This is a genomic window from Ornithinimicrobium faecis (assembly GCF_023923225.1).
Classification (GTDB): domain Bacteria; phylum Actinomycetota; class Actinomycetes; order Actinomycetales; family Dermatophilaceae; genus Ornithinicoccus; species Ornithinicoccus faecis.
This window is the reverse complement of sequence record NZ_CP099489.1, coordinates 2,545,453-2,567,264: the sequence shown is the minus strand read 5'-3', so window position 1 is coordinate 2,567,264 and position 21,812 is coordinate 2,545,453. Positions and strand designations below refer to the sequence as shown.

Annotated in this window: 20 protein-coding genes; 16 read left to right on the top strand and 4 right to left on the bottom strand. The window is 70.2% G+C overall.

Features of this window, described 5'->3' with window-relative positions; genetic code table 11:
- The 5 genes from NF556_RS11925 (at position 1) to aroB (ending at position 4,588) form a co-directional block, all read left to right on the top strand.
- A complete protein-coding gene (locus NF556_RS11925; RefSeq protein ID WP_252591153.1) occupies positions 1-819 on the top strand; it encodes a shikimate dehydrogenase in 819 nt (272 codons plus the stop codon).
- Positions 820-832: 13 nt separating this feature from the next.
- The gene (locus NF556_RS11920) at positions 833-1,582 is read left to right on the top strand and encodes a prepilin peptidase (protein WP_252591152.1); all 750 of its coding nucleotides are present in this window, start codon (positions 833-835) and stop codon (positions 1,580-1,582) included.
- 20 nt (positions 1,583-1,602) lie between these two features.
- Positions 1,603-2,934: a chorismate synthase gene (gene aroC / locus NF556_RS11915; RefSeq protein WP_252591151.1), complete on the top strand. Its 1,332-nt coding sequence runs from the start codon at positions 1,603-1,605 to the stop codon at positions 2,932-2,934.
- Positions 2,931-3,446, top strand: a complete 516-nt coding sequence (locus tag NF556_RS11910) for a shikimate kinase (RefSeq protein ID WP_252591150.1) — start codon at positions 2,931-2,933, stop codon at positions 3,444-3,446. The genes aroC and NF556_RS11910 overlap by 4 nt, the downstream gene beginning before the upstream one ends.
- A gap of 77 nt (positions 3,447-3,523) precedes the next feature.
- A complete protein-coding gene (gene aroB, locus NF556_RS11905; RefSeq protein ID WP_425607074.1) occupies positions 3,524-4,588 on the top strand; it encodes a 3-dehydroquinate synthase in 1,065 nt (354 codons plus the stop codon).
- A gap of 10 nt (positions 4,589-4,598) precedes the next feature.
- Here aroB and NF556_RS11900 read toward each other — a convergent pair whose 3' ends face one another.
- The 3 genes from NF556_RS11900 to NF556_RS11890 all read right to left on the bottom strand — a co-directional run bounded on the left by NF556_RS11900 (position 4,599) and on the right by NF556_RS11890 (position 8,397).
- The gene (locus NF556_RS11900) at positions 4,599-5,369 is read right to left on the bottom strand and encodes a hypothetical protein (RefSeq protein ID WP_252591148.1); all 771 of its coding nucleotides are present in this window, start codon (positions 5,367-5,369) and stop codon (positions 4,599-4,601) included.
- A 189-nt stretch (positions 5,370-5,558) separates the two neighbouring features.
- Entirely contained in the window at positions 5,559-6,782 is a 1,224-nt protein-coding gene (locus tag NF556_RS11895; protein ID WP_252591147.1) for a phosphotransferase, read from the bottom strand.
- A gap of 49 nt (positions 6,783-6,831) precedes the next feature.
- Positions 6,832-8,397, bottom strand: a complete 1,566-nt coding sequence (locus tag NF556_RS11890; protein ID WP_252591146.1) for an FMN-binding glutamate synthase family protein — start codon at positions 8,395-8,397, stop codon at positions 6,832-6,834.
- A 30-nt stretch (positions 8,398-8,427) separates the two neighbouring features.
- Between NF556_RS11890 and NF556_RS11885 the strand changes: the two genes are divergently transcribed.
- The 3 genes from NF556_RS11885 to nusB all read left to right on the top strand — a co-directional run bounded on the left by NF556_RS11885 (position 8,428) and on the right by nusB (position 9,982).
- Positions 8,428-8,886, top strand: a complete 459-nt coding sequence (locus NF556_RS11885; protein ID WP_252591145.1) for a type II 3-dehydroquinate dehydratase — start codon at positions 8,428-8,430, stop codon at positions 8,884-8,886.
- Between the two features lie 112 nt (positions 8,887-8,998).
- Positions 8,999-9,562, top strand: coding sequence for an elongation factor P (efp, locus tag NF556_RS11880; RefSeq protein ID WP_252591144.1), 564 nt, complete (start codon positions 8,999-9,001; stop codon positions 9,560-9,562).
- Positions 9,563-9,568: 6 nt separating this feature from the next.
- A complete protein-coding gene (gene nusB, locus NF556_RS11875; protein ID WP_252591143.1) occupies positions 9,569-9,982 on the top strand; it encodes a transcription antitermination factor NusB in 414 nt (137 codons plus the stop codon).
- A gap of 257 nt (positions 9,983-10,239) precedes the next feature.
- Here nusB and NF556_RS11870 read toward each other — a convergent pair whose 3' ends face one another.
- On the bottom strand, positions 10,240-11,280 hold the full coding sequence (locus NF556_RS11870; RefSeq protein ID WP_252591142.1) for a type IV toxin-antitoxin system AbiEi family antitoxin domain-containing protein: 1,041 nt from the start codon (positions 11,278-11,280) through the stop codon (positions 10,240-10,242).
- Between the two features lie 431 nt (positions 11,281-11,711).
- Between NF556_RS11870 and pyrR the strand changes: the two genes are divergently transcribed.
- The 8 genes from pyrR to pyrF are packed head-to-tail and all read left to right on the top strand — an operon-like array spanning position 11,712 to position 21,671.
- A complete protein-coding gene (gene pyrR / locus NF556_RS11865; protein ID WP_252591141.1) occupies positions 11,712-12,311 on the top strand; it encodes a bifunctional pyr operon transcriptional regulator/uracil phosphoribosyltransferase PyrR in 600 nt (199 codons plus the stop codon).
- Positions 12,308-13,264, top strand: coding sequence for an aspartate carbamoyltransferase catalytic subunit (locus NF556_RS11860; RefSeq protein ID WP_252591140.1), 957 nt, complete (start codon positions 12,308-12,310; stop codon positions 13,262-13,264). Before pyrR ends, NF556_RS11860 begins: the two co-directional genes overlap by 4 nt.
- Positions 13,261-14,598 (top strand): dihydroorotase, encoded by a 1,338-nt coding sequence (locus NF556_RS11855; RefSeq protein WP_252591139.1) that lies wholly within the window; start codon positions 13,261-13,263, stop codon positions 14,596-14,598. The genes NF556_RS11860 and NF556_RS11855 overlap by 4 nt, the downstream gene beginning before the upstream one ends.
- Complete coding sequence (carA, locus tag NF556_RS11850) at positions 14,595-15,770, top strand: glutamine-hydrolyzing carbamoyl-phosphate synthase small subunit (protein ID WP_252591138.1); 1,176 nt, start codon at positions 14,595-14,597, stop codon at positions 15,768-15,770. Before NF556_RS11855 ends, carA begins: the two co-directional genes overlap by 4 nt.
- Positions 15,763-19,104 (top strand): carbamoyl-phosphate synthase large subunit, encoded by a 3,342-nt coding sequence (gene carB / locus NF556_RS11845; RefSeq protein WP_252591137.1) that lies wholly within the window; start codon positions 15,763-15,765, stop codon positions 19,102-19,104. Before carA ends, carB begins: the two co-directional genes overlap by 8 nt.
- A complete protein-coding gene (locus tag NF556_RS11840) occupies positions 19,101-19,904 on the top strand; it encodes an iron-sulfur cluster-binding protein (RefSeq protein WP_252591136.1) in 804 nt (267 codons plus the stop codon). The genes carB and NF556_RS11840 overlap by 4 nt, the downstream gene beginning before the upstream one ends.
- The gene (locus NF556_RS11835) at positions 19,901-20,833 is read left to right on the top strand and encodes a beta/alpha barrel domain-containing protein (protein ID WP_252591135.1); all 933 of its coding nucleotides are present in this window, start codon (positions 19,901-19,903) and stop codon (positions 20,831-20,833) included. The genes NF556_RS11840 and NF556_RS11835 overlap by 4 nt, the downstream gene beginning before the upstream one ends.
- Complete coding sequence (pyrF, locus tag NF556_RS11830; RefSeq protein ID WP_252591134.1) at positions 20,823-21,671, top strand: orotidine-5'-phosphate decarboxylase; 849 nt, start codon at positions 20,823-20,825, stop codon at positions 21,669-21,671. The genes NF556_RS11835 and pyrF overlap by 11 nt, the downstream gene beginning before the upstream one ends.
- The last annotated feature ends 141 nt before the right edge of the window (positions 21,672-21,812 follow it).

Sequence of the window (21,812 nt, the reverse complement as noted above, 5' to 3'; positions counted from 1 at the left end):
ATGACCTGGCGTGCTGGGGTCGTCGGCTCGCCGATCACCCACTCGATGTCACCGGTCCTGCACCGGGCTGCCTATGACGCCCTCGGTCTGGAGGGGTGGTCCTTCCACCGGGACCAGGTCGAGGCAGGTGACCTCGCGGCATACGTCGAGGGGTTGCCGGGTGACTGGGTCGGGTTGGCCGTCACGATGCCACTGAAGGAGGAGGCCCTGGCCCTGGCCACCCACGTCGGGCCTGAGGCACGCCTGGTCGGTGGGGCCAACACCCTGCTGCGCCGCGACGACGGCTGGCACGGCGAGAACACGGACGTGCACGGGCTGGAGCAGGCGCTGCGCGCCCAGGGTCTGGAGACCGCGTCCACGGCCGCCGTGATCGGCTCCGGAGCGACGGCCCGGTCGGCGTTGCTCACCCTGAGCAGGTTCGGGGTGAGTGAGGTGACGCTGATCGTGCGTGATCAGGTCCGGCCAGGGGCCCTTGAGCTCGCCGACGAGCTGGGACTGCGGGTCACGACCAGCCCGTATGCCGAGGGGCCGGCCTCGTGGGGCACGCCCGGCGTCGTGGTGAACACGGTCCCGGCGGGTGGGACCCCGCCTGTGGACGGCTGGTCGCTGCCGGTCGGCGCCGTGGTGTTTGATGTGGTGTATGCAGGGTGGCCCACGCCGTGGGCCACGGAATGGAACGCACAGGGGGTCTCGGTGGGTCGGGGTGACGCGATGCTGTTGCACCAGGGCGTGCGGCAGGTCGAGCTGATGACCGGCCACGACGCACCGGTCGTCGCGATGGCTGCGGCCCTGGCCGCCGCCGTGGACGCGCGGCCGTGATGGGGCGGGCGCGGTGAGCGCCGAGATCATTCCCTGGCTGGTGGTGGCGGCCGGCGTCGTCGTCGGGGTGCCCGTGGCGCGCTGGCTGCGCTGGGTCACCTATCGCAAGCCCGACGAGGAGGACCTGCCGATCCCGGGCTCCCGGTGGTGGGTGGTGCCGGCGCTCGCTGTGTCCTGGGGGGTCCTGGCCTGGCGGATCCTGCTCACCGACGCGGCCCTGCCTGGTGGCGCCGACCCGGGCGCTGACTCCGATCATGCGTGGGTGGTGCGGACGATTGTCATGGTGACCGCCATGGTCATCGCGTTGTCGTGTATCTGCCTGGCCGCCATGGACTTTGACGTCCACCGACTGCCCGACCGGTTGATGTGGCCGTCCATGGGGACGCTGCTGCTTGGGCTCGCCATCGCCGGTGTGGTGGCCTCCGAGTGGGGCGCGATCGCCCGTGTGGTGCTGGCCGGATTGACCTGCGGCGCTGCCTATCTCGCGCTCGCGCTGCTCTCGCTCGCACGGGGCTCGCTGGCTGTGGGGCTCGGAGACGTCAAGCTGGCCGCGCTGCTGGGCATGGGGCTGGGCTGGTTTGGCTGGCAGACGGTCCTGGTGGGCATGTACGCCGGGTTCCTGGTTGGCGGGCTCTATGCCGTCTACCTCCTGGTGACGCGCAAGGTGGGGCGCTCGGGTGAGCTGGCCTATGGCCCACCGATGATGGTGGGCGCCCTCATCGGGGTGCTCGTTGGCCCGGGTGCGTTGACTGCGTTGTTCTGACGCGTGACAAGATGCGAGCCATGCTGCGCTGGTTGACCGCCGGTGAGTCGCATGGTCCCGCGCTCACCGCTCTGCTCGAGGGACTCCCCGCCGGTGTGCGGGTCGAACGATCGGCCGTCGAGGGCGCCCTGGCGCGCCGCCGGCTCGGATATGGCCGTGGTGCCCGGATGTCGTTCGAGGCTGATCAGTTGTCCTTCCAGGGCGGAATGCGCCACGGGCTGACGCTCGGCAGCCCGATCGCCCTGCAGATCGCCAACTCCGAGTGGGGCAAGTGGACGGCGGTGATGAACCCCGAGCCGGTGGATCGCAGCGACCTCGAGCGTGCCAGCGACGTCGGGGCACCGCAGGAGATCGCCCGCAACAAGGCCCTCACCCGGCCGCGCCCGGGCCACGCCGACCTGGTGGGGATGCAGAAGTATGGCTTCGACGAGGCACGCCCGGTGCTCGAGCGGGCCAGCGCCCGTGAGACGGCCGCCCGCGTGGCCCTCGGCGCCGTTGCGGCGGCCTTCCTGGAGCAGGCTGCCGGGATCCGGTTGGTGAGCCACACCGTTGCCATCGGATCGGTGCCCCAGGTGGCCGGTGACATCGACGCCCCTGCGTCGGCCAGCCTGCCCCGCCCCGACGACGTCGTGGCCATCGACGCCGATCCGGTGCGGACCCTCGACGGCGATCTGTCGGCCGCCATGGTCGCCGAGATCGACGCCGCCAAGAAGGACGGTGACACCCTGGGTGGCGTCGTGGAGGTGCTCGCCTGGGGCGTGCCGCCGGGCCTGGGTTCCTACACGCACTGGGACCGCAGGCTCGACTCCCGTCTGGCGGGCGCCCTGATGGGCATCCAGGCGATCAAGGGTGTCGAGCTCGGAGAGGGTTTCCGCACGGCGGCCCGACGCGGCAGCCAGGCCCACGACGAGATCGTGCGAGACGACAGCGGTGCCATCCAGCGCCAGACCCTGCGCTCCGGTGGCACTGAGGGCGGCATGAGCACCGGTGAGGTGCTGCGCGTGCGGGCGGCGATGAAGCCGATCAGCACCGTGCCACGTGCCCTGCAGACGATCGACGTCGCGACCGGTGAGTCGGCCACGGCGATCCACCAGCGCTCCGATGTGTGTGCCGTCCCGGCAGCCGGGGTGGTGGCCGAGGCGATGGTCGCCCTCGTGCTCGCGGACGCCGTGCTGGAGAAGTTCGGCGGTGACTCAGTGGCCGAGGTGCGCCGCAACGTCGAGTCCTACCTCGCCGCGATTCCCCGCCTGATGGGTGGCCAGGCCTCCGTGGTGGATGACCTCCAGGCCCAGGAGAGCCACGCCCAGGAGGGCGATGCGCAGGAGAGCCACGCCCAGGAGAGCGACTCGTGAGCACACAGGCGCCCCACGCGGTGCTTATCGGGCCCCCTGGGGCCGGCAAATCGACGGTCGGGGCGCTGCTCGCCGACCGACTGGGCACCGGGTTCCGGGACACCGACGACCTCATCGTGCAGGCCCAGGGGCGCTCGATCTCCGACATCTTTGTCGATGACGGGGAGGCTGCCTTCCGGGTGATCGAGCGGGAGACCGTGCTCGCGGCACTCCAGGAGGGCGGTGGCGTGCTGGCACTCGGCGGAGGAGCCGTGCTCGACGCGGACGTGCAGGCCGCCCTGTCCGGACACCGCGTGGTCTTCCTCGATGTAAGCATTGCCGACGCCTCGAAGCGGGTCGGGTTTGATGGCTCGCGACCACTGTTGGCGGTCAACCCCCGCGCGTCCTGGACCCGGATGATGAAGGCGCGTCGGCCCGTCTACGAGGCCGTGGGCTCGCACCGCGTCGACACCGCAGGGCGGACCCCGGCAGAGGTTGTTGACGATGTCCTCGCCGAGCTGGACCCGTCGTGACCGGTTCCACGCAGGATGGTGCCCAGAATCATGGTGCCCAGGATGATGGTGACGGGCAGGATGCGGCGAGCCTCGGCATACGCAGCATCTCGGTCGGTGGACGCTATGGCGTCCACATCGGGGTCGGTGCGCTGACCCGACTGGCCGAGCACGTGAGCGAGGGGCGACGGGTCATGGTGATCCACCAGCGCGGGCGCACCGACCTGGTGGCCGAGGTGGTGGAGGCTGTGCGAGCCGCCGGTGGCGAGCCGCACGTGCACGAGGTCCCGGACGCGGAGGCCGCCAAGGACGTCAGGGTGCTGGCCGGTGCCTGGGGTGCGCTCGGGCAGGCAGGGTTCACCCGCAACGACCTGGTGGTTGGCGTCGGGGGAGGGGCGGCCACGGACCTGGCCGGTTTTGTCGCGGCGAGCTGGCTGCGAGGGGTTGACGTCGTGCAGTTGCCGACCTCGCTGCTCGGTGTCGTCGATGCGGCCGTTGGCGGCAAGACCGGCATCAACACGGCTGAGGGCAAGAACCTGGTCGGTGCCTTCCACGAGCCGCGAGCGGTGCTGTGTGATCCGACGTGGATGGGCTCGATGGCTCGGGCTGACTTTGTGTCCGGTCTCGCTGAGGTCATCAAGTGCGGCTTCATCGCTGACCCCGCGATCCTGAAGCTGGTCGAGGCCGACCCGGCTGCCGCGTGCGAGGCGAGCGCCCCGGTGGTCAGTGAGTTGATCGCCCGGGCCGTGCAGGTCAAGGCCGATGTGGTCGAGAACGATCTGACCGAGGCTGGCATCCGCGAGATCCTCAACTACGGCCACACCTTCGCCCATGCGATCGAGCAGGTCGAGGACTATCGCTGGCGCCACGGTGACGCCGTCGCCGTGGGCATGATCTTTGCCGCTGAGTTGGCGGTGCGGTCCGGTGTTCTGGGCCAGGACGTGCTGGATCGGCACCGGACCGTGCTGTCCGCGGTGGGACTGCCCACCAGTTATGCGGGCAGCGGCTGGGAGCCGCTGCGCCGGGCGATGGGGCGGGACAAGAAGGCGCGGGGCGCGACCCTGCGCTTCATTGTGCTGTCCGCTGTGGGGTCTCCGCAGCGGCTCGAAGGCCCCGACGAGCAGGTGCTCATCGAGGCCTTCGAGGCAGTGGCTGCGCCCTGAGGCCTGCCGGTCAGGCGTCGTCGCTGTCCGGGGAGTCGACCGAGTCGGGGGACGCCGGCGAGTCCGGCGAGTCGGGGGACGCGGGGGAGTCCGGCGAGTCGGGGGACGCGGGGGAGTCCGGCGATGCCGGGGACGCGGGGGAGTCAGGCGAGTCGGGGGACGCGGGGGAGTCAGGCGAGTCGGGGGACGCGGGGGAGTCCGGCGATGCCGGGGACTGGGCACTGATCGGTGACTGTGCCGACTGGGCGCTGATGGGCGACTGAGCTGACTGGGCGCTGATGGGCGACTGTGCGGACTGGGCGCTGACCGGCGACTGCGCGGACTGGGCACTGATCGGCGACTGCGCGGACTGGGCACTGATCGGCGACTGTGCGGACTGGGCACTGATCGGCGACTGTGCCGACTGAGCGCTCACGGCCGACTGGGCACTGACCGCCGAGGCCACCGACTGGACGGACTGGACGCTCGCGGACTGGACGTCCTCGGCGGCGCTGATGTCACCCACCTTGGCGAACACACTGCCTGCGGTGGACACGCTGGCTGCGTTCCACTCACCGGCCTGGCTGCCCAGACGCTCCCAGGTGGCGGCGCTGGCGGTGGTGTCGTCCGCGGTGAGGCTCCGCTGCTCACTCAGGGTCACCGCGCTGGTGACAGCCGTCGTCTCGGGGCTGGCCGCCTGCGTGGTCCAGGCCGCGGCGACACTGGCTCCGCCGATCGCGGTGACGGCGGTGGCAGCAACGACAACGGTCCACGCGCGGGACTTGGGGGTGTTGGAGCTCATGATGATCGTCCTTTCGAGAACCGATGCACTGGGTTGTTGATACATCCATCATCGAGAGTCGAGATGAGCAGATTGTTGGACGACGGTGAGGAAACTCTCACGATCCGAAGTGGGAGGGCAGTCGCTGTTCGCGGTCCCGCGCCGGCAGGGCGACACAGACCCGCGCGGGTGCGGCGACACAGACCCCAGTCAGGCTGACTCGGCGGACTGCACCCACTGCTCAGCCAGGGCCAATCGCCGGGAGGTCTCCACGGGCCAGCCCTCCTGTTGCACGCGGAACGGGCCGGCAGCCAGTCCCAGGATGCGTGCGGCGGCACGCAGCCGGAGGTCCCGCGGGTCCAGGGTGGACTCCCACCGCTGCTGGAGGTCGGTGGCATACGCCGCGATCCGATCCGGCTGTGCGGACATCGTGTGCCAGACGGCCAGGTGTCCGAGCATCGTGCCGGGATCGTCGCCGGGACGTGCGACGCCAAGGGTGTCCACGTCGAGGATGCCGCTGACCCGTCCATCCTCGACGAGCAGCTGCGCCTCGTGGTAGTCGCCGTGGGCGGGCACCCGGTCCGTGACGTCGTCGGTGCCAATCGCCTCCTCGAGCCGGTCGATCCGGTCGGCCTCCATCGGGAGCAGGCGCCGCAACAGCTCGGCCACCCGCGGCAGGGCCTCGATCGAGGAGTGCACGTCAGCGGTCCTGGCCAACCTCGGCAGCGTGCCCGGCAGCCCGGCAATGACCTCAGGACGCGGCAGCCGGCCGTTCGGGTCCTCGAGGACGTCGCGCAACGTCGATCCCGTCATGCTGCGCATCGCCAGCAACCCCAGGTCGCGGTTGATCCCCAGCGGCTCGGGCACCGGCAGAACACCCTCGAGGTCGAGGTGCCGCTGGTGCAGGGCAGCGAGCCGGCGTGGTTTCACCAGTTTCAGATAGACCTTGTGGCCCTGCCCGGTGACCTCGATGACTGCTCGGCGACTGGGCCGGTAGGCCCGCAGCCGGGTGTGCGGCTCGGTGATCTGCCCACCCAGACCCGCCACGACGGAGGCAGCGACCTCGGGCTGCAGCACGTGGGCCAGCGCCGGCAGGAACGGGTCGTGCGGCACGCGCCAGACCGCGACGCTCTCCTCGCCGTCGCCGACCGTGACGGCCTCGGGTGGTGCCTTCAGCGTCGTGCCGACGAAGGTTGCTCGACCGGCCAGTGAACCACCCTCGATGATGCTGTCCCAGGAGACCGTGGCACTCCGCCCGGGCCACCAGGTCACCTGGCTCACCACCACGGCAGTGACACTGCCGCCCGCGGCGGCTGCCACAGCGGCCAGTGGGCCGGGCACCTGGTCGGTGAGCAGCTCCGGAAGCACCGGGAGGGACTCGTCGGTCAGGGAGGCGGTCCACTGCCGGTCGGTGAGCGGGATGGGCCGGTTCATCGCACGAGGGCCTGGCGTCGCCTGGTCATCGGGAGCCTGACTGGTCCAGTCATCGGGAGGTCGCCGACCGCTGCGCGCTGCCACCGCGTGAGGCGGTTGCCATCAGGGTCTGCAGGGCGGCGCACTGCTCCTGATTGGGCAGCGCCCAACCCGGCTCATAGCCGACGACCTCGCGCAGCGGCGTCGCGCTGCGGGTCCCGAGCAGGATCTCGATGTCATCGGCGTCGAGCAGGGCCGGGTGCACGACGCCGCAGGCCTCGGCGAGCTTGAGCATCTCCCGGCGCCAGGCCCGCAGATAGTTCGCAGCGCGGCTCGCCTTGAGCGGCACGTCGATGCCGCGGGTCAGCCAGGCGTTCTGCGTGGCGACGCCGGTGGGGCAGTGGTCGTCGTGACAGCGCTGGGCCTGGATGCAGCCGATCGAGATCATCGCCTCGCGTGCGACGTTGACCATGTCCGCGCCGAGGGCGAAGGCGACCGCGGCGTTGTCCGGCAGCCCCAGTTTGCCTGCGCCGATGAAGACGATCTGGTCGGCCAGACCGCGCTCAGCGAAGAGCCGGTAGACCCGTGGGAAGCCGAGGCGGAAGGGCAGCGCGACCGAGTCGGCGAAGGACAGCGGGGCGGCGCCGGTGCCGCCCTCGCCACCGTCGATGGTGATGAAGTCCACGCCACGGTCGGTCGTGGCCATCTGCTCGGCCAGGTGCTCCCAGAACTGCAGGTCACCCACCGCCGACTTGATGCCGACCGGCAGGCCGGTCTCGTCCGCGATCAGCTCGATCCAGTCGAGCATCGTGTCGACCGAGTCGAACTCGGCGTGGCGGGAGGGACTGGCACAGTCGCGGTCCTTGCGGATGCCCCGGATCTGCGCGATCTCGTCGGTGATCTTGGCCTGCGGGAGCATGCCGCCCAGCCCCGGCTTCGCGCCCTGACTGAGCTTGACCTCGATCGCGCGCACCGGAGCCGAGGCCACCAGCGCCTTGAGCTTGTCCAGGCTGAAGGCCCCGTCCTCGTCCCGGCAGCCGAAATAGGCCGTGCCGATCTGGAAGATCAGGTCGCCGCCCTGGCGATGGTGCTCCGAGATGCCGCCCTCACCGGTGTTGTGCAGCACGCCGGCCTCGGCGCACCCCCGGTTGAGGGATGCGACGGCAGGTGCGGACAGGGAGCCGTAGCTCATGGCGGACACATTGATCACCGACTGCGGCCGGAAGGCCAGGCGGCGACCGCGCGCGGCACCCATCACCTTCGCGCACGGCAGCACGTCATGCTCGCCGGAGTGGACCAACGTGCTGGGGGAGACCGGGGCGAACGTGCGGTGCTTGAGCACCGCATAGCCCTCGTCACGCTCGACGTTGTTGTCGGTGCCGAAGCCAAAATAGGGGTTCTCCAGCTTGGAGCTGGCATAGATGAACCGGCGTTGGTCCCGGTTGAACGGCCGTTCCTCGTCGTTGTCGGTGACGATGTACTGCCGCAGCTCCGGACCCACCTTCTCCAGGAGATAGCGCGCGTGGCCGACGACCGGGAAGGTCCGCAGGATGGCGTGTCGGCGCTGCAGCAGATCGTGGGTGGCGACGGCAGCCAGCCCGGCCGCTCCGATTCCGAGGGTCTTGCTCCAACTCATGCCCGACACTCTGCCGCATACGATGTCTTCGTGTCCCAACCAGTCAGTCCAACACGCCACGTCCTGGTCCTCAGCGGCCCCAACCTCGCGGCCCTGGGCAGCCGCGAGCCAGAGATCTACGGCACGCTGACCCTCGACGACATCCAGCGGCAGGTGGTCGAGCAGGCTGAGGAGCTGGGGCTGCAGGCCACCTGCCGGCAGACCGATGACGAGGGTGAGCTGGTCGGGTGGCTGCACGAGGCGGCGGTGGCTGGCTGGGACGTCATCCTGAACCCTGCGGCGTTCACCCACTACTCGTATGCCGTGGGAGACGCGTGCGCGCACCTGGCCGGGATGGGGTCCCGGCTCATCGAGGTGCACCTGTCGAACCCCGCCTCCCGCGAGACCTTCCGGCACACCTCGGTCGTCGCGCGTTCGGCGACCGGCACGATCGCCGGCTTCGGGGCCGCCTCCTACCTGCTCGCCCTCCGTGCCCTCGCCGGTCATTAGCACTGCAGGGGACCAGCCGTTAAACTGACCGACGATCCCAAGCCCCCCACTGGTGCCCCACCTGGGTGAACCTGTGCGCCGGGGCGGCACACGACATACGAAAGAGACGCCTGTGGCAACCACGAACGACCTCAAGAACGGCATGGTCCTGTCGATGGACCAGGGGCTGTGGCAGGTGCTGGAGTTCCAGCACGTCAAGCCCGGCAAGGGACCGGCCTTCGTGCGGACCAAGCTCAAGAACGTCACGTCGGGCAAGATCATCGACAAGACGTTCAACGCCGGCACCAAGGTCGAGACCGCCACGGTTGACCGCAGCGACTTCGAGTACCTCTACAACGACGGCACCGACTTCATCTTCATGGACAGCAAGTCCTACGAGCAGATCCCGGTGTCTGCGGAGATCATGGGCTCGGCCAAGGACTACCTGCTGGAGAACGGTCAGGCGATGATCGCCCAGCACGAGGGCGCCGTCCTGTATGTCGAGCTCCCGCCGAGCGTCGTCCTGGAGATCACCCACACCGACCCGGGCCTGCAGGGCGACCGCTCCACCGGTGGCACCAAGCCGGCGACCCTCGAGACTGGCGCCGAGATCCAGGTGCCGCTGTTCCTGGAGTCCGGCACGAAGGTCAAGGTGGACACCCGCGACGGGTCCTACCTCGGCCGTGTGAACGACTGACCCTCGGTGGCAGCACGCACCAAGGCGCGCAAACGGGCGCTGGAGATCCTGTTCGAGGCGGAGGCCCGCGAGCTCAACATCGGTCAGTTGCTGGCCGAGCGGGTCGCCGCGCCGACGACCCAGCACCCGCTCCCGGAATACACCGTGACCCTCGTGGAGGGCGTCCTGGCCCACTGGGGCGAGATCAACGAGGTCCTGGAGACCTACAGCCAGGGCTGGCAGTTGGAGCGCATGCCCTCGGTCGATCGCGCTGCCCTGCGCGTCGCAACCTGGGAGATCGTCTGGAACGACGAGGTGCCCGACCCGGTCGCGATCTCTGAGGCCGTCGAGCTCGTCACGGGCATGTCCACCGACGAGTCCCCGAAGTTCGTCAACGGCCTGCTGGCCCGCGTCTCCGACGTCAAGGCCACCCTCGCCTAATCGACCGAGCGCGTGGGCGCCTGGTCTCTGGGTCGACCGAGCGCGTGGGCGCCTGGTCTCAGGGTCGACCGAGCGCGTGGGCGCCTGGTTTCTGGGTCGACCGAGCGCGTGGGCGCCTGGTCTCAGGGTCGACCGAGCGCGTGGGCGCCTGGTCTCAGGGTCGACCGAGCGCGTGGGCGCCTGGTTTCTGGATCGACCGAGCGCGTGGGCGCCCGATGAGCCGTTTGCCGCGCCGCCTGTGAGCGGATCTGCGCCACTCAACCTGCAGCGCGGTGCGGGAGGGGCTGGGGTCGAGTGATGCGGTCACCGATGCGCAGCCAGCCGTTGAAGTCAGCGGGATTGGCGGTGTTGACGGCAGCCCATATTCGTCGAGCAACCAGCCCGGGCTCTCGTTGGATCTCCCGGGTTGTCCAGCGAACGCCCTGCAGACCCAGCCCAACGAGTCGCTCATGACGATCGGACTGCTTCTCGAGGACCCGGGCCACTGACTCTGCCGGGGTGAGTCCCAGCTCCTCGGTCAGCAGGTAGTACTTGGACTCGCCATCGGCTTCGAGGAACACGCTGCCCAGCAGCCCGTCGACTCGCCCGACAAAGTGAAATCCCTCGTCGAGCACCTGCACCTGGGGCTCCGGCAGGGGGACACCGAGTTCGTGGAGGGCGACGAACGAGAACGACTCCAGCCAGGACTCCCGCCTCGGATCGTGCAGCTGCATGGCCTGGCGTGCTCGAGGTCGACCACGCCAACGCACCTGGGTGTCCAGCACGCGCCGAACGGCCTGAGCGGTGACCAGCCCATCGCGCACAGCAGCGTCGAACAGTGCCACGGAGTTGGGCGGGCGCGAGGTCCTCAGCACATCGGCAATGGTGCGAGCCGGCGTCGTGGTGCGGATGCCGTCCACGACCGCGACATCGTTTGAGACCGAGTCGGCGTGGTGCATGACGAGCCCGGGCTCGCGACGGGAGCACGGAGCACGGTCCACCGACGTGAGGTGCACGCTCATCGCTGGGTGCAGCCGCAGTTGCATGCCGTGGACGACCGCGGCGCTCTGGTGGCTGATGACATGTCCTGGGTGGACTGCCTGAGCCTCCCGACACCGCCGCAGGTGTTCGGCACGTGCAACCTCCCAGGGCTGGCCATCCTCCAGCTCGACCGGGACCCGATAGAGGCCACGCCCGAAGCGGACCAGTGCGCCGTCAGCGGTGGTGCGCTCCAAGACGTATGCCGAGGAGCCGGCCTCCAGAGCGCTCGACCTTGTGAAGATGGGGCCTAATGACCGCAGTTCGTGGGGGAGTCGCATCTGCACAGGGTGCGGGAAAGACACCACTGCGCGCTGAAGTTGTCCACAGCCTGGTCGACCCCGTGATGGGGTGAGGCGCTGGGAGAGCCAGCGACTCGGCATACGGCTCGGTTCCCGACCCGGGTCCTCGCGCGCTCAGTGGGCCGGATTGTCAGGCGCCCGCGCGCTCAGTGGGCCGGATTGTCAGGCGCCCGCGCGCTCGGTCGGATGGATTGTCAGTCGCCGGCGCGCTCGGTCGGATGGATTGTCAGTCGCCGGCGCGCTCAGTGGGCCGGATTGTCAGTCGCCGGCGCGCTCGGTGGGGGTCAGGGTCGCAACACCGCGCGCCCGGTCGGAGGTGGGGGTGGCGGGGAGCGTAGAGTACGGGGCACCACACCAGATACAACGACGTCCTTTAACCACCGTCCTGTGAGGCGGGGAAGGAGTGGGCCATGAGCCCTGCCCGTGACCGAGGCCCCGAGGGGCCAACTGACGACACCGGTGGACGGGTGGTGCTGGCCCAGGCCGAGATCTCCCGCGCACTGCGCCGGATCGCCCACGAGATCCTCGAGGGCAACAAGGGCTCCGAGGACCTGGTGCTGATGGGGATCCCCACGCGCGGCGTCCCCCTGGCCCGCAGACTGGCCGACGCGCTGCACGACGTCGAGGGCGTCGAGATCCCGGTGGGCACTCTCGACATCACGATGTATCGCGACGACCTGCGCTCCCAACCGGTCCGCGCCATGGAGCGCAGCCAGGTGCCCGAGGGCGGTGTCGACGGCAAGGTGGTGGTCCTGGTGGACGACGTGCTCTATTCCGGCCGCACCGTGCGCGCAGCCCTCGACAGCCTCGCGGACCTGGGCCGCCCGCGCGCGGTCCGCCTCGCCGTGCTGGTCGATCGCGGGCACCGCGAGCTGCCGATCCGCGCAGACTATGTCGGTAAGAACCTCCCCACGGCCCACGCCGAGCGCGTGTCCGTGCGGCTCGCGGAGTCAGACGGCAGTGACCAGGTCGTCATCTCCGCGCCGGCGAGCGGAGGGGAGACGCTGTGAAGCACCTGCTGTCCATCGCCGACCTCTCCCGGGACGAGATCAACGAGATCCTCGACACCGCCGTGAGCATGCACGAGGTCCAGCACCGCGACGTCAAGAAACTGCCGACGCTGCGCGGGCGCACCATCATCAACTTCTTCTTCGAGGACTCCACCCGCACCCGCAGCTCCTTTGAGCTGGCCGGCAAGTGGCTGTCGGCCGACACGATCAACCTCACCGGCAAGGGCACCTCGGTGTCCAAGGGAGAGTCCCTGCGCGACACGGTCAAGACGATCGACGCGATGGGGGTGGACATGATGATCATCCGCCACATGGCCTCCGGTGCGCCGGCCCAGATCGCCCAGTGGACCAACTGCTCGATCGTCAACGCCGGCGACGGCACCCACGAGCACCCGAGCCAGGCCCTGCTCGACGCCTACACGATGCGCCAGCGCCTCGGCGACCTCGAGGGCAGGCACGTGGCCCTGGTCGGAGACCTCACCCACTCCCGTGTGTTCCGCTCCAACGTCCTGTGCCTGACCACGCTGGGGGCCAAGGTCACCCTGGTCGCCCCGGCCACGCTGATGCCCGCTGGCATCGGTGCCTGGGCGCAGGCCGACGGCATCGAGCTCTCCCACGACCTCGATGCGGTGCTGCCCACCGTGGACGCCGTCATGATGCTGCGGGTCCAGCGAGAGCGGATGTCCGGCGGGTTCTTCCCCACGGCCAGGGAGTATGCCGTGACCTACGGCCTCACCAAGGCCCGGTTGGGTCTCCTCCCGGACCACGCGGTGATCTGTCACCCGGGGCCGATGAACCGCGGCCTGGAGATCTCCGGGGACGCGGCGGACGCCGCCCAGTCCCTGGTCCTGGACCAGGTCTCCGCCGGTGTCGCGATCCGGATGTCGATCCTCTATCACTTGCTGTCCGGCGAACGATCCGGAGACCAGTCCGGCGAAGGGAGCGCCTCATGAGCGCCGATGACCGTCCCACCAACACCTCCCCGCTGCTGATCACCGGGGCCGACCTGGCCGGTGCCGGGGCCGGGGACCTCCTGGTCGTCGACGGCCGCATCGCCGCAGCCGGGGCCGACGCGGCCGACCAGGCTCCCGAGGGCGCCCAGCGCTATCACGGCGAGGGCCTGATCGCCCTGCCTGGTCTGGTCGACCTGCACACCCACCTGCGTGAGCCCGGACGCGAGGACGCCGAGACCATCGAGACCGGATCGGCAGCCGCAGCCGCAGGCGGCTTCACAGCGGTCCTGGCGATGGCCAACACCAGCCCGGTCACCGACACGGCCGAGAACGCCGAGCGGATCTGGGACCTGGGCCAGCGCGCGGGCTATGTCGACGTGCACCCCGTGGGGGCAGTCACCAAGGCCCTGGCCAGCGAGGAGCTCGCGGAGCTGGGCCTGATGGCACGCTCTCGCGCCCGCGTGCGCGTCTTCTCCGACGACGGCAAGTGCGTCCACGACGCCCGCGTGATGCGCCGGGCGCTCGAATACATCAAGTCTTTCGGCGGCGTGATCTCCCAGCACTCGCAGGACCCGACGCTAGCCGGCTCGAGCGCGTGCTGCCACGAGGGAGAGCTCTCCGGCCGACTCGGTCTGCCCGGGTGGCCCGGCGTTGCCGAGGAGTCGATCGTGGCCCGCGACGTCATGCTGGCCCGGCACACCGGCTCCCGTGTCCACGTCGCGCACGTCTCGACCGCCGGCAGTGTCGAGGTGCTGCGCTGGGCCAAGGCTCAGGGCATCGACGTCACGGCCGAGGTGACGCCGCACCACCTGCTGCTCACCACGGACCTGCTCAGCGGCTATGACCCCGTCTTCAAGGTCAACCCGCCGCTGCGCCCGCAGGAGGACGTCGAGGCCCTGCGCGAGGCCCTGGCCGACGGCACCATCGACATCGTCGCCACCGACCACGCCCCGCACGTGCGCCAGGACAAGGAGCACGCCTTCGTGGACGCCGCGTTCGGCATGCTCGGCCTGGAGACCGCCCTGTCGGTCGTCAGCACCGTGATGGTGGCGCAGGGCCGCATGACCTGGGCCGACGTCGCCCGCACCATGTCGACCGACCCCGCACGCATCGCACAACTCACCGACCAGGGACAAGGACTCACCGTGGGCGCCCCCGCCAACATCACCCTCATCGACCCCGACCGCAAGGTCGTGGTGGACGCCGCCACCTCACAGTCGCTGTCGCGCAACAACCCCTGGCACGGTCGTGAGCTGACCGGCGGGGTGCACCTGACCATGCTCCGCGGGCGAGTGACCGCCCGTGAGGGCCTCGTGTGGGGAGCGAGCGCATGAGCGAGCAGTCACCAGCGATCCTGGTCCTCGAGGACGGTCGCGTCTTCGAGGGTGAGGCCTACGGCGCCGTCGGTGAGACCGTCGGCGAGGCGGTCTTCTGCACGGGCATGACCGGCTATCAGGAGACCCTCACCGACCCCAGCTATCACCGTCAGGTCGTGGTGATGACCGCGCCGCACATCGGCAACACCGGCGTCAACGCGCTCGACATGGAGAGCCAGCGTATCTGGGCGGCCGGCTTCGTGGTGCGCGACCCCGCGATCCGCCCGTCCAACTGGCGCTCCCAGGGCGACCTGCAGACCTCGCTGACCGAGCACGGCGTGGTCGGGATCTCCGGCGTTGACACCCGGGCCCTGACCCTGCACATCCGCGACCGGGGGGCCATGCGCGCGGGCATCTTCTCCGGCCAGCTGGCGCTGGAGTCTGTCCAGTCCCTCCTGGCCCGGGTGCACGCCGCGCCCCAGATGGCGGGGGCGGCCCTGGCCGCCGAGGTCAGCACCCAGCAGGAGTATGTCGTGGAGCCGGTGGGCGAGCACCGGTTCACCGTTGCGGCACTGGACCTGGGCATCAAGGGCAGCACCCCCGCCCTGATGGCCGAGCAGGGCATCCGTGTGCACGTCCTGCCAGCGGCCACCACCTTCGAGCGGGTCCGCGAGCTCGCGCCCGACGGACTCTTCTTCTCCAACGGACCGGGCGACCCGGCGACCGCAGACAGTGAGATCGACCTGTTGCGTCAGGCCCTGGAGGCCCGACTCCCGTTCTTTGGCATCTGCTTCGGCAACCAGTTGCTGGGCCGTGCCCTGGGGCTGGACACCTACAAGCTGCCGTTCGGGCACCGGGGCATGAACCAGCCCGTGCTGGACCGGGCGACCGGCAAGGTCGCCGTGACCAGTCACAACCATGGCTTTGCCATCGCCTGGCCAGGTGGCGACACCACCCAGGCCGTGGACTCGGCATACGGCTCGGTGCGGGTGTCGCACGTGGCGCTTAACGACGACGTGGTGGAGGGCATCGCCTGCTCCGACATCCCCGCCTTCTCGGTGCAGTATCACCCGGAGGCGGCCGCGGGTCCGCACGATGCCAGCGATTTGTTTGACCGCTTTGCGGACCTGATGCAGTCCGCCAGCCACGAGCAACCGAGCCACGAGGGGGAGGAGGGCGACCATGCCTAAGAACGAGTCCATCAACAGCGTCCTGGTGATCGGGTCCGGTCCGATCGTCATCGGCCAGGCGGCCGAGTTCGACTACTCGGGCACCCAGGCGTGCCGCGTCCTGCGCGAGGAGGGCGTGCGGGTCGTCCTGGTCAACTCCAACCCGGCCACGATCATGACCGACCCCGACGTCGCCGACGCGACCTATGTCGAGCCGATCACCCCGGAGATCGTCGAGGCCATCATCGCCAAGGAGCGCCCCGACGCGGTGCTGGCGACCCTGGGTGGGCAGACCGCCCTCAACACGGCGATCGCGCTCCACGAGTCCGGTGTGCTGGAGAAGTACAACTGCCCGCTGATCGGGGCCAACGTCGAGGCGATCCAGCTCGGCGAGGACCGGCAGGCCTTCAAGGGCGTCGTCGAGCGGTGCGGCGCAGAGAGTGCGCGGTCGATCATCGCGCACACCATGGACGAGTGCCTGGCCGCGGCCGAGGACCTTGGCTATCCGCTCGTCGTGCGCCCCTCGTTCACGATGGGCGGACTCGGCTCCGGCTTTGCCTTCGACGAGGAGTCCCTGCGCCAGATCGCCGGGGCGGGTCTGCAGGACAGCCCCACCACGGAGGTGCTCCTCGAAGAGTCGATCATGGGGTGGAAGGAGTATGAGCTCGAGGTCATGCGCGACCACGCCGACAACGTCGTGGTCGTCTGCTCCATCGAGAACCTCGACCCGATGGGCGTGCACACCGGTGACTCGATCACCGTCGCCCCCGCGATGACCCTGACCGACCGCGAATACCAGAGGTTGCGCGACATCGGCATCGCGGTCATCCGCGAGGTCGGCGTCGACACCGGCGGGTGCAACATCCAGTTTGCCGTGAACCCGCAGGACGGGCGCATCATCGTCATCGAGATGAACCCCCGGGTGTCGCGCTCCTCGGCGCTGGCCTCGAAGGCCACCGGCTTCCCGATCGCCAAGATCGCCGCCCGGATGGCGCTGGGCTACACCCTGGACGAGGTGCCCAACGACATCACGCAGGAGACCCCCGCGTCGTTCGAGCCGAGCCTGGACTATGTCGTGGTCAAGGTGCCGCGGTTTGCCTTCGAGAAGTTCCCGCTGGCCGACCCGACCCTGACCACCACGATGAAGTCGGTCGGTGAGGCGATGTCCATCGGGCGCAACTTCACCGAGGCGCTGCAGAAGGCCCTGCGCTCGGTGGAGCGCAAGGGCTCCTCCTTCCACTGGCGCCCGGGCGAGCAGCCCACGCAGGAGATGGCGCGGGCGCTGATCACCGAGGCCGCGACACCCACCGATGGTCGGCTGATCCTGGTGCAGCAGGCGCTGCGCGGCGGCATCAGTGTGGAGGAGGCCCACGAGGTCACCGGCATCGACCCGTGGTTCCTGGACCAGATGGTGCTGATCAACCAGATCGCCGAGGAGCTGGCCGAGTCCGCGGCCGACGCGATGGGGCGGATGACCCCGCAGCTGCTGCGCCGGGCCAAGCGGCACGGTTTCTCCGACGCGCAGATCGCCGAGATCGTCGGTCAGCCGGAGGCCGTGGTGCGCGGTGTGCGACAGGCCCTGGGCGTGCGTCCGGTCTACAAGACCGTGGACACCTGCGCGGGCGAGTTCGTGGCGACCACGCCCTACCACTACAGCAGTTACGACTCGGAGACCGAGGTGGCGCCGCGGGAGAAGCCGGCCGTCATCATCCTCGGCTCCGGGCCCAACCGCATCGGCCAGGGCATCGAGTTCGACTATTCCTGCGTGCACGCCTCGTTGGTGCTGCGGGAGCGCGGCTTTGACACCGTGATGGTCAACTGCAACCCGGAGACGGTCTCCACGGACTACGACACGTCCAGCCGGCTCTATTTCGAGCCGCTGACGCTGGAGGACGTCCTGGAGGTCGTGCACGCCGAGCGTGCGGCCGGGCCGGTGGCCGGAGTCATCGTCCAGCTGGGCGGGCAGACCCCGCTGGGGCTGGCGGCCGCGCTCAAGGCCGAGGGGGTGCCGATCGTGGGCACCTCGCCCGAGGCGATCGACCTCGCCGAGGACCGCGGGGCCTTCGGACGCGTCCTGGCCGAGACCGGTCTGATCGCACCGCGGCACGGGACCGCCTACTCCGCTGCCGAGGCGCTGGAGGTGGCCCAGGAGATCGGCTATCCGGTCCTGGTCCGCCCGTCCTATGTGCTGGGCGGGCGCGGCATGGAGATCGTCTACGACGACGACTCCCTGACGACCTATGTCACCCGGGCCACCACGGCGGCGCCGGAGCACCCGGTGCTGGTCGACCGCTTCCTGGACGAGGCCATCGAGATCGACGTCGACGCGCTCTATGACGGTCGCGAGCTCTATCTCGGCGGCATCATGGAGCACATCGAGGAGGCGGGGATCCACTCCGGGGACTCTGCATGCGTGCTGCCCCCGGTCACCCTCGGCCGCGAGGAGATGACGCGGGTCCGCGAGGCCACGCACAAGCTGGCCGAGGCGATCGGGGTGCGCGGGCTGCTCAACGTGCAGTTCGCGCTCGCGCAGGACGTCCTCTACGTGCTCGAGGCCAACCCGCGGGCCAGCCGCACCGTCCCGTTCGTGGCCAAGGGCACCGGCGTCCAGCTCGCCCGGGCCGCGGCCCTGGTGATGCTGGGCTCGACCATCGAGGAGTTGCGCGAGGACGGCATGCTGCCCCGGCACCGCGACGGCGGAGACCTGCCCGAGCACGCCCCGGTCTCGGTCAAGGAGGCGATCCTGCCGTTCCGCCGGTTCCGCACACAGACCGGGCAGGCGGTCGACTCGATCCTCGGACCGGAGATGCGCTCCACCGGCGAGGTCATGGGCATCGCTGCGGACTATGGCACCGCCTTCGCCAAGAGCCAGCTCCGCGCCGGCTCCGGGCTGCCGCAATCCGGCACAGTGTTCGTGTCGGTCTCCAACCGGGACAAGCGCTCGATGATCTTCCCCGTCAAGCGACTCACCGACCTCGGGTTCACGCTGGTGGCCACCGCAGGCACGGCAGACGTCCTGCGCCGCAACGGAATCCCCGCCAAGGTGGTGCGCAAGCACAGCCAGGGGCCGGGCCCGGACGGCGAGCCGACGATCGTGGAGATGATCGCCGACGGCCAGATCGACATGGTGATCAACACGCCATCGGGGCAGGGCGCTCGCGCCGATGGTTATGCCATCCGTGCGGCGACCACGGGCCTGGACCGTCCGATCATCACGACGGTTCAGCAGCTCGGTGCCGCGGTCCTGGGCATCGAGGCGGCCGGTGCCGGACCGATGGACGTGGCCTCCCTGCAGGAGCACGCGGCACACCTCGACCTGTTTGGGCAGCCACCGGTGGCGGCCGGGGCGGGATGAGTAGCCCCCAGCTGCGCCGACGCGTCGGGGAGGTGGTGGCCAACCGGGCCCTGGGCAACTACCGACAGCTGTCGGTGGTCGTGCCCACCCTCCCGAGGCGGGCGCGGCCGGGGCAGTTTGTGATCGCGCCGCCGGACGCCTCGGACCGGGTCCTGCCGCGCACCTGGTGGATCGCCGACGAGCGCACCGAGCCGGGGTTCGGCAGCACGCTCGACCTGGTCCTGCGCGAGGGTGGGCCAGCGGGTGTGACGCTCCCGGAGGCGGGCGACAGCCTTGCGCTCACCGGGCCGCTGGGCCGGGGCTTCGGACTGCCCACGACGCCCGTCACCGCAGTCGTGGTGGCGCAGGGCGATGCCGGGGCGACCGGGCGCTGGTTGTGTGAGCGGCTGCGCGCCAGAGGCAGCTCGGCGCACCTGTTGTCGGTGGCACCCAACCCCGAGGAGCATGTTGACCTGGTGCGGGCCCGGCGCAGCGCCGACGGGGTCGTGCTGGTGGAGCCGGACAGTGTGCTCGAGGCGCTGACCGCGCTCACCTCATCGACGGACGCCGCGGTGCTGTATGCCGTGGGGCCGGTCTCCCTGTCGGCCACCGTTGCCGGGGTGGCCGAGCAGGCAGGCGTGGTCAGCCAGGTGACGGGGGTCCACCTGGGCGGGGACGACGTCGGCACCGACGTCTGCGGCCACGGCCTGTGTGGGGCCTGCGACCTCCCCCTGGCGGGTCAGCGGGAGGCCTGGCTGCGCCCGTGCGCCGACGGCCCGGTGGTGCGCGGCGACCTGGTGGACTGGGAGAAGGTCCGATGACCCGGGTGCCCCTGGTCACGGTCGCGGCCGGCTGTGGCGGGACGGGCCGTGAGCTGGCGCGCTTCGGCGACCTGAGCACCCTGGACGCCTTCCTGCTCGGGCCGATCGGGCTGCCCGGCGGTGCCCAGCCGCGCGCGAGCATCACCGCCAGCCCCTCGGGCCTGGTGCACCGGCCGGCCCCCGTGCTGCCGGTGGACCAGGTCGTCGAGGACCTGCTGCCGTGGTTCCGGGCACGGGGGCTGCCCGTGGTGTGTGCGGTCCGGGGCAGCACCACTGGGGTCGTGACCGACACCCTGCAGCGCCTGAGACGGTCCCTGGACTTCAGCACCGTGGTCGGTGTGGAGATCGACCTGGCAGCGCAGCGGGAGGGGACGCGTCCGGCGCTCGGAGGACTGCTGGGATCCGGGCCGGTCGGGCCCTGGTCAGCCGACCCACAGGCCTGCCTCAAACTGCTCTCCGTTGCGCGAGAACAGCTCCCGCGAGACCTGCTGCTGCAGGCCAAGCTGGGTGGCGAGTGTCCCGACCCGGTGGCCGCTGCCCGAGCAGCGGTCGGCGGCGGTGCCCGCGCCCTGGTCCTCAGCGGCGCTGTGCCAGCCTCGGGCCCCGGCCAGCACCTGGTGGGACCTGCCGTCGGGCCGGTCACCGTCGGCCTGGTCACCGCTCTACGAGCGGCCATCGCCGCCGGGCGGGTGCCAGAGGTGCCGCTCGTGGCCGTCGGCGGTGTGCACGACGGCCCCAGCTCACTGGCGGCACGCCGGGCCGGAGCGGACGGGGTCCAGGTGGGCTGCGGCATACTCACCGATCCCGAGACCCTGTGGCGGGTGCATGCGACCCTGACCGGCGCGGACCCGGCGACCCAGGCACCACACCCTCCTGCCCGTGAGGGCTTCAGCGACCCGGACCACCAAGGAGCAGACGATGGCCATTGACTCACCACGTTTCGGAGCCCGCCTGGTCGCGGCGATGCAGGAGCGCGGCCCCCTCTGCGTCGGCATCGACCCCCACCCGGAGTTGCTCGCTCAGTGGGGCCTGCCGGACACCGCGGACGGCGTGGCGCGCTTCACCGACGCGGTCCTGGAGGGGGTCGCCGGTGAGGTCGCTGCCGTCAAACCCCAGTCGGCCTTCTTCGAGCGTCACGGATCCGCTGGCATCGCCGTGCTCGAGCGCCTGCTCGCCGACCTGCACAGCAGCGGCACGCTCAGTGTGCTCGACGTCAAGCGGGGCGACATCGGGTCCACGATGCGCGCCTATGCCCAGGCCTACCTGCAGGACGGGGCGCCGCTGGCAGCCGATGCGATCACTGTCACGCCCTATCTGGGGACCGGAGCGCTGGCACCGGCCCTGGACCTCGCTCGCGAGACCGGGCGCGGACTGTTTGTCCTCGCGCTGACCTCCAACCCGGAGGCCGCGGCGCTGCAGCACGCCGGGGAGCCGCCGGTGGCTCGCTCCGTCGTCGACGATGTCGCGCGACTCAATGCCGGCGTCGAGCCCGTCGGTGACGTCGGACTGGTGGTCGGAGCCACGGTGGGGGACACCCCTGCTCAGCTCGGCATCGACCTGGCGGCAGCACACGCCGTCGTGCTGGCGCCAGGCGTCGGTGCGCAGGGTGCGCAGGCCGAGGACGTGGCCTTGACCTTCGCTGGGCTGGAGCGGCGCGTCCTGGTGCCGATCAGTCGGGGTATCCTCTCCGCCGGACCCGCACCGGAGCGGATCCGAGCCATAGCGGCTAGGTTCAGTGCAGAACTGACGTCGAAGTTGTGGAGCTGACCCCGGGTTGGCAGGCTGTCCCCAAGTCGCTAAGTTCGGTGTGTGGCTTGACTCGGTGGGAGGGCACCACGGGCGCCGCCGGCAGCGTGACCGACGCAGTAATGATTGTTGAATGACGCAAGTGATTGACCCAAGAGACGA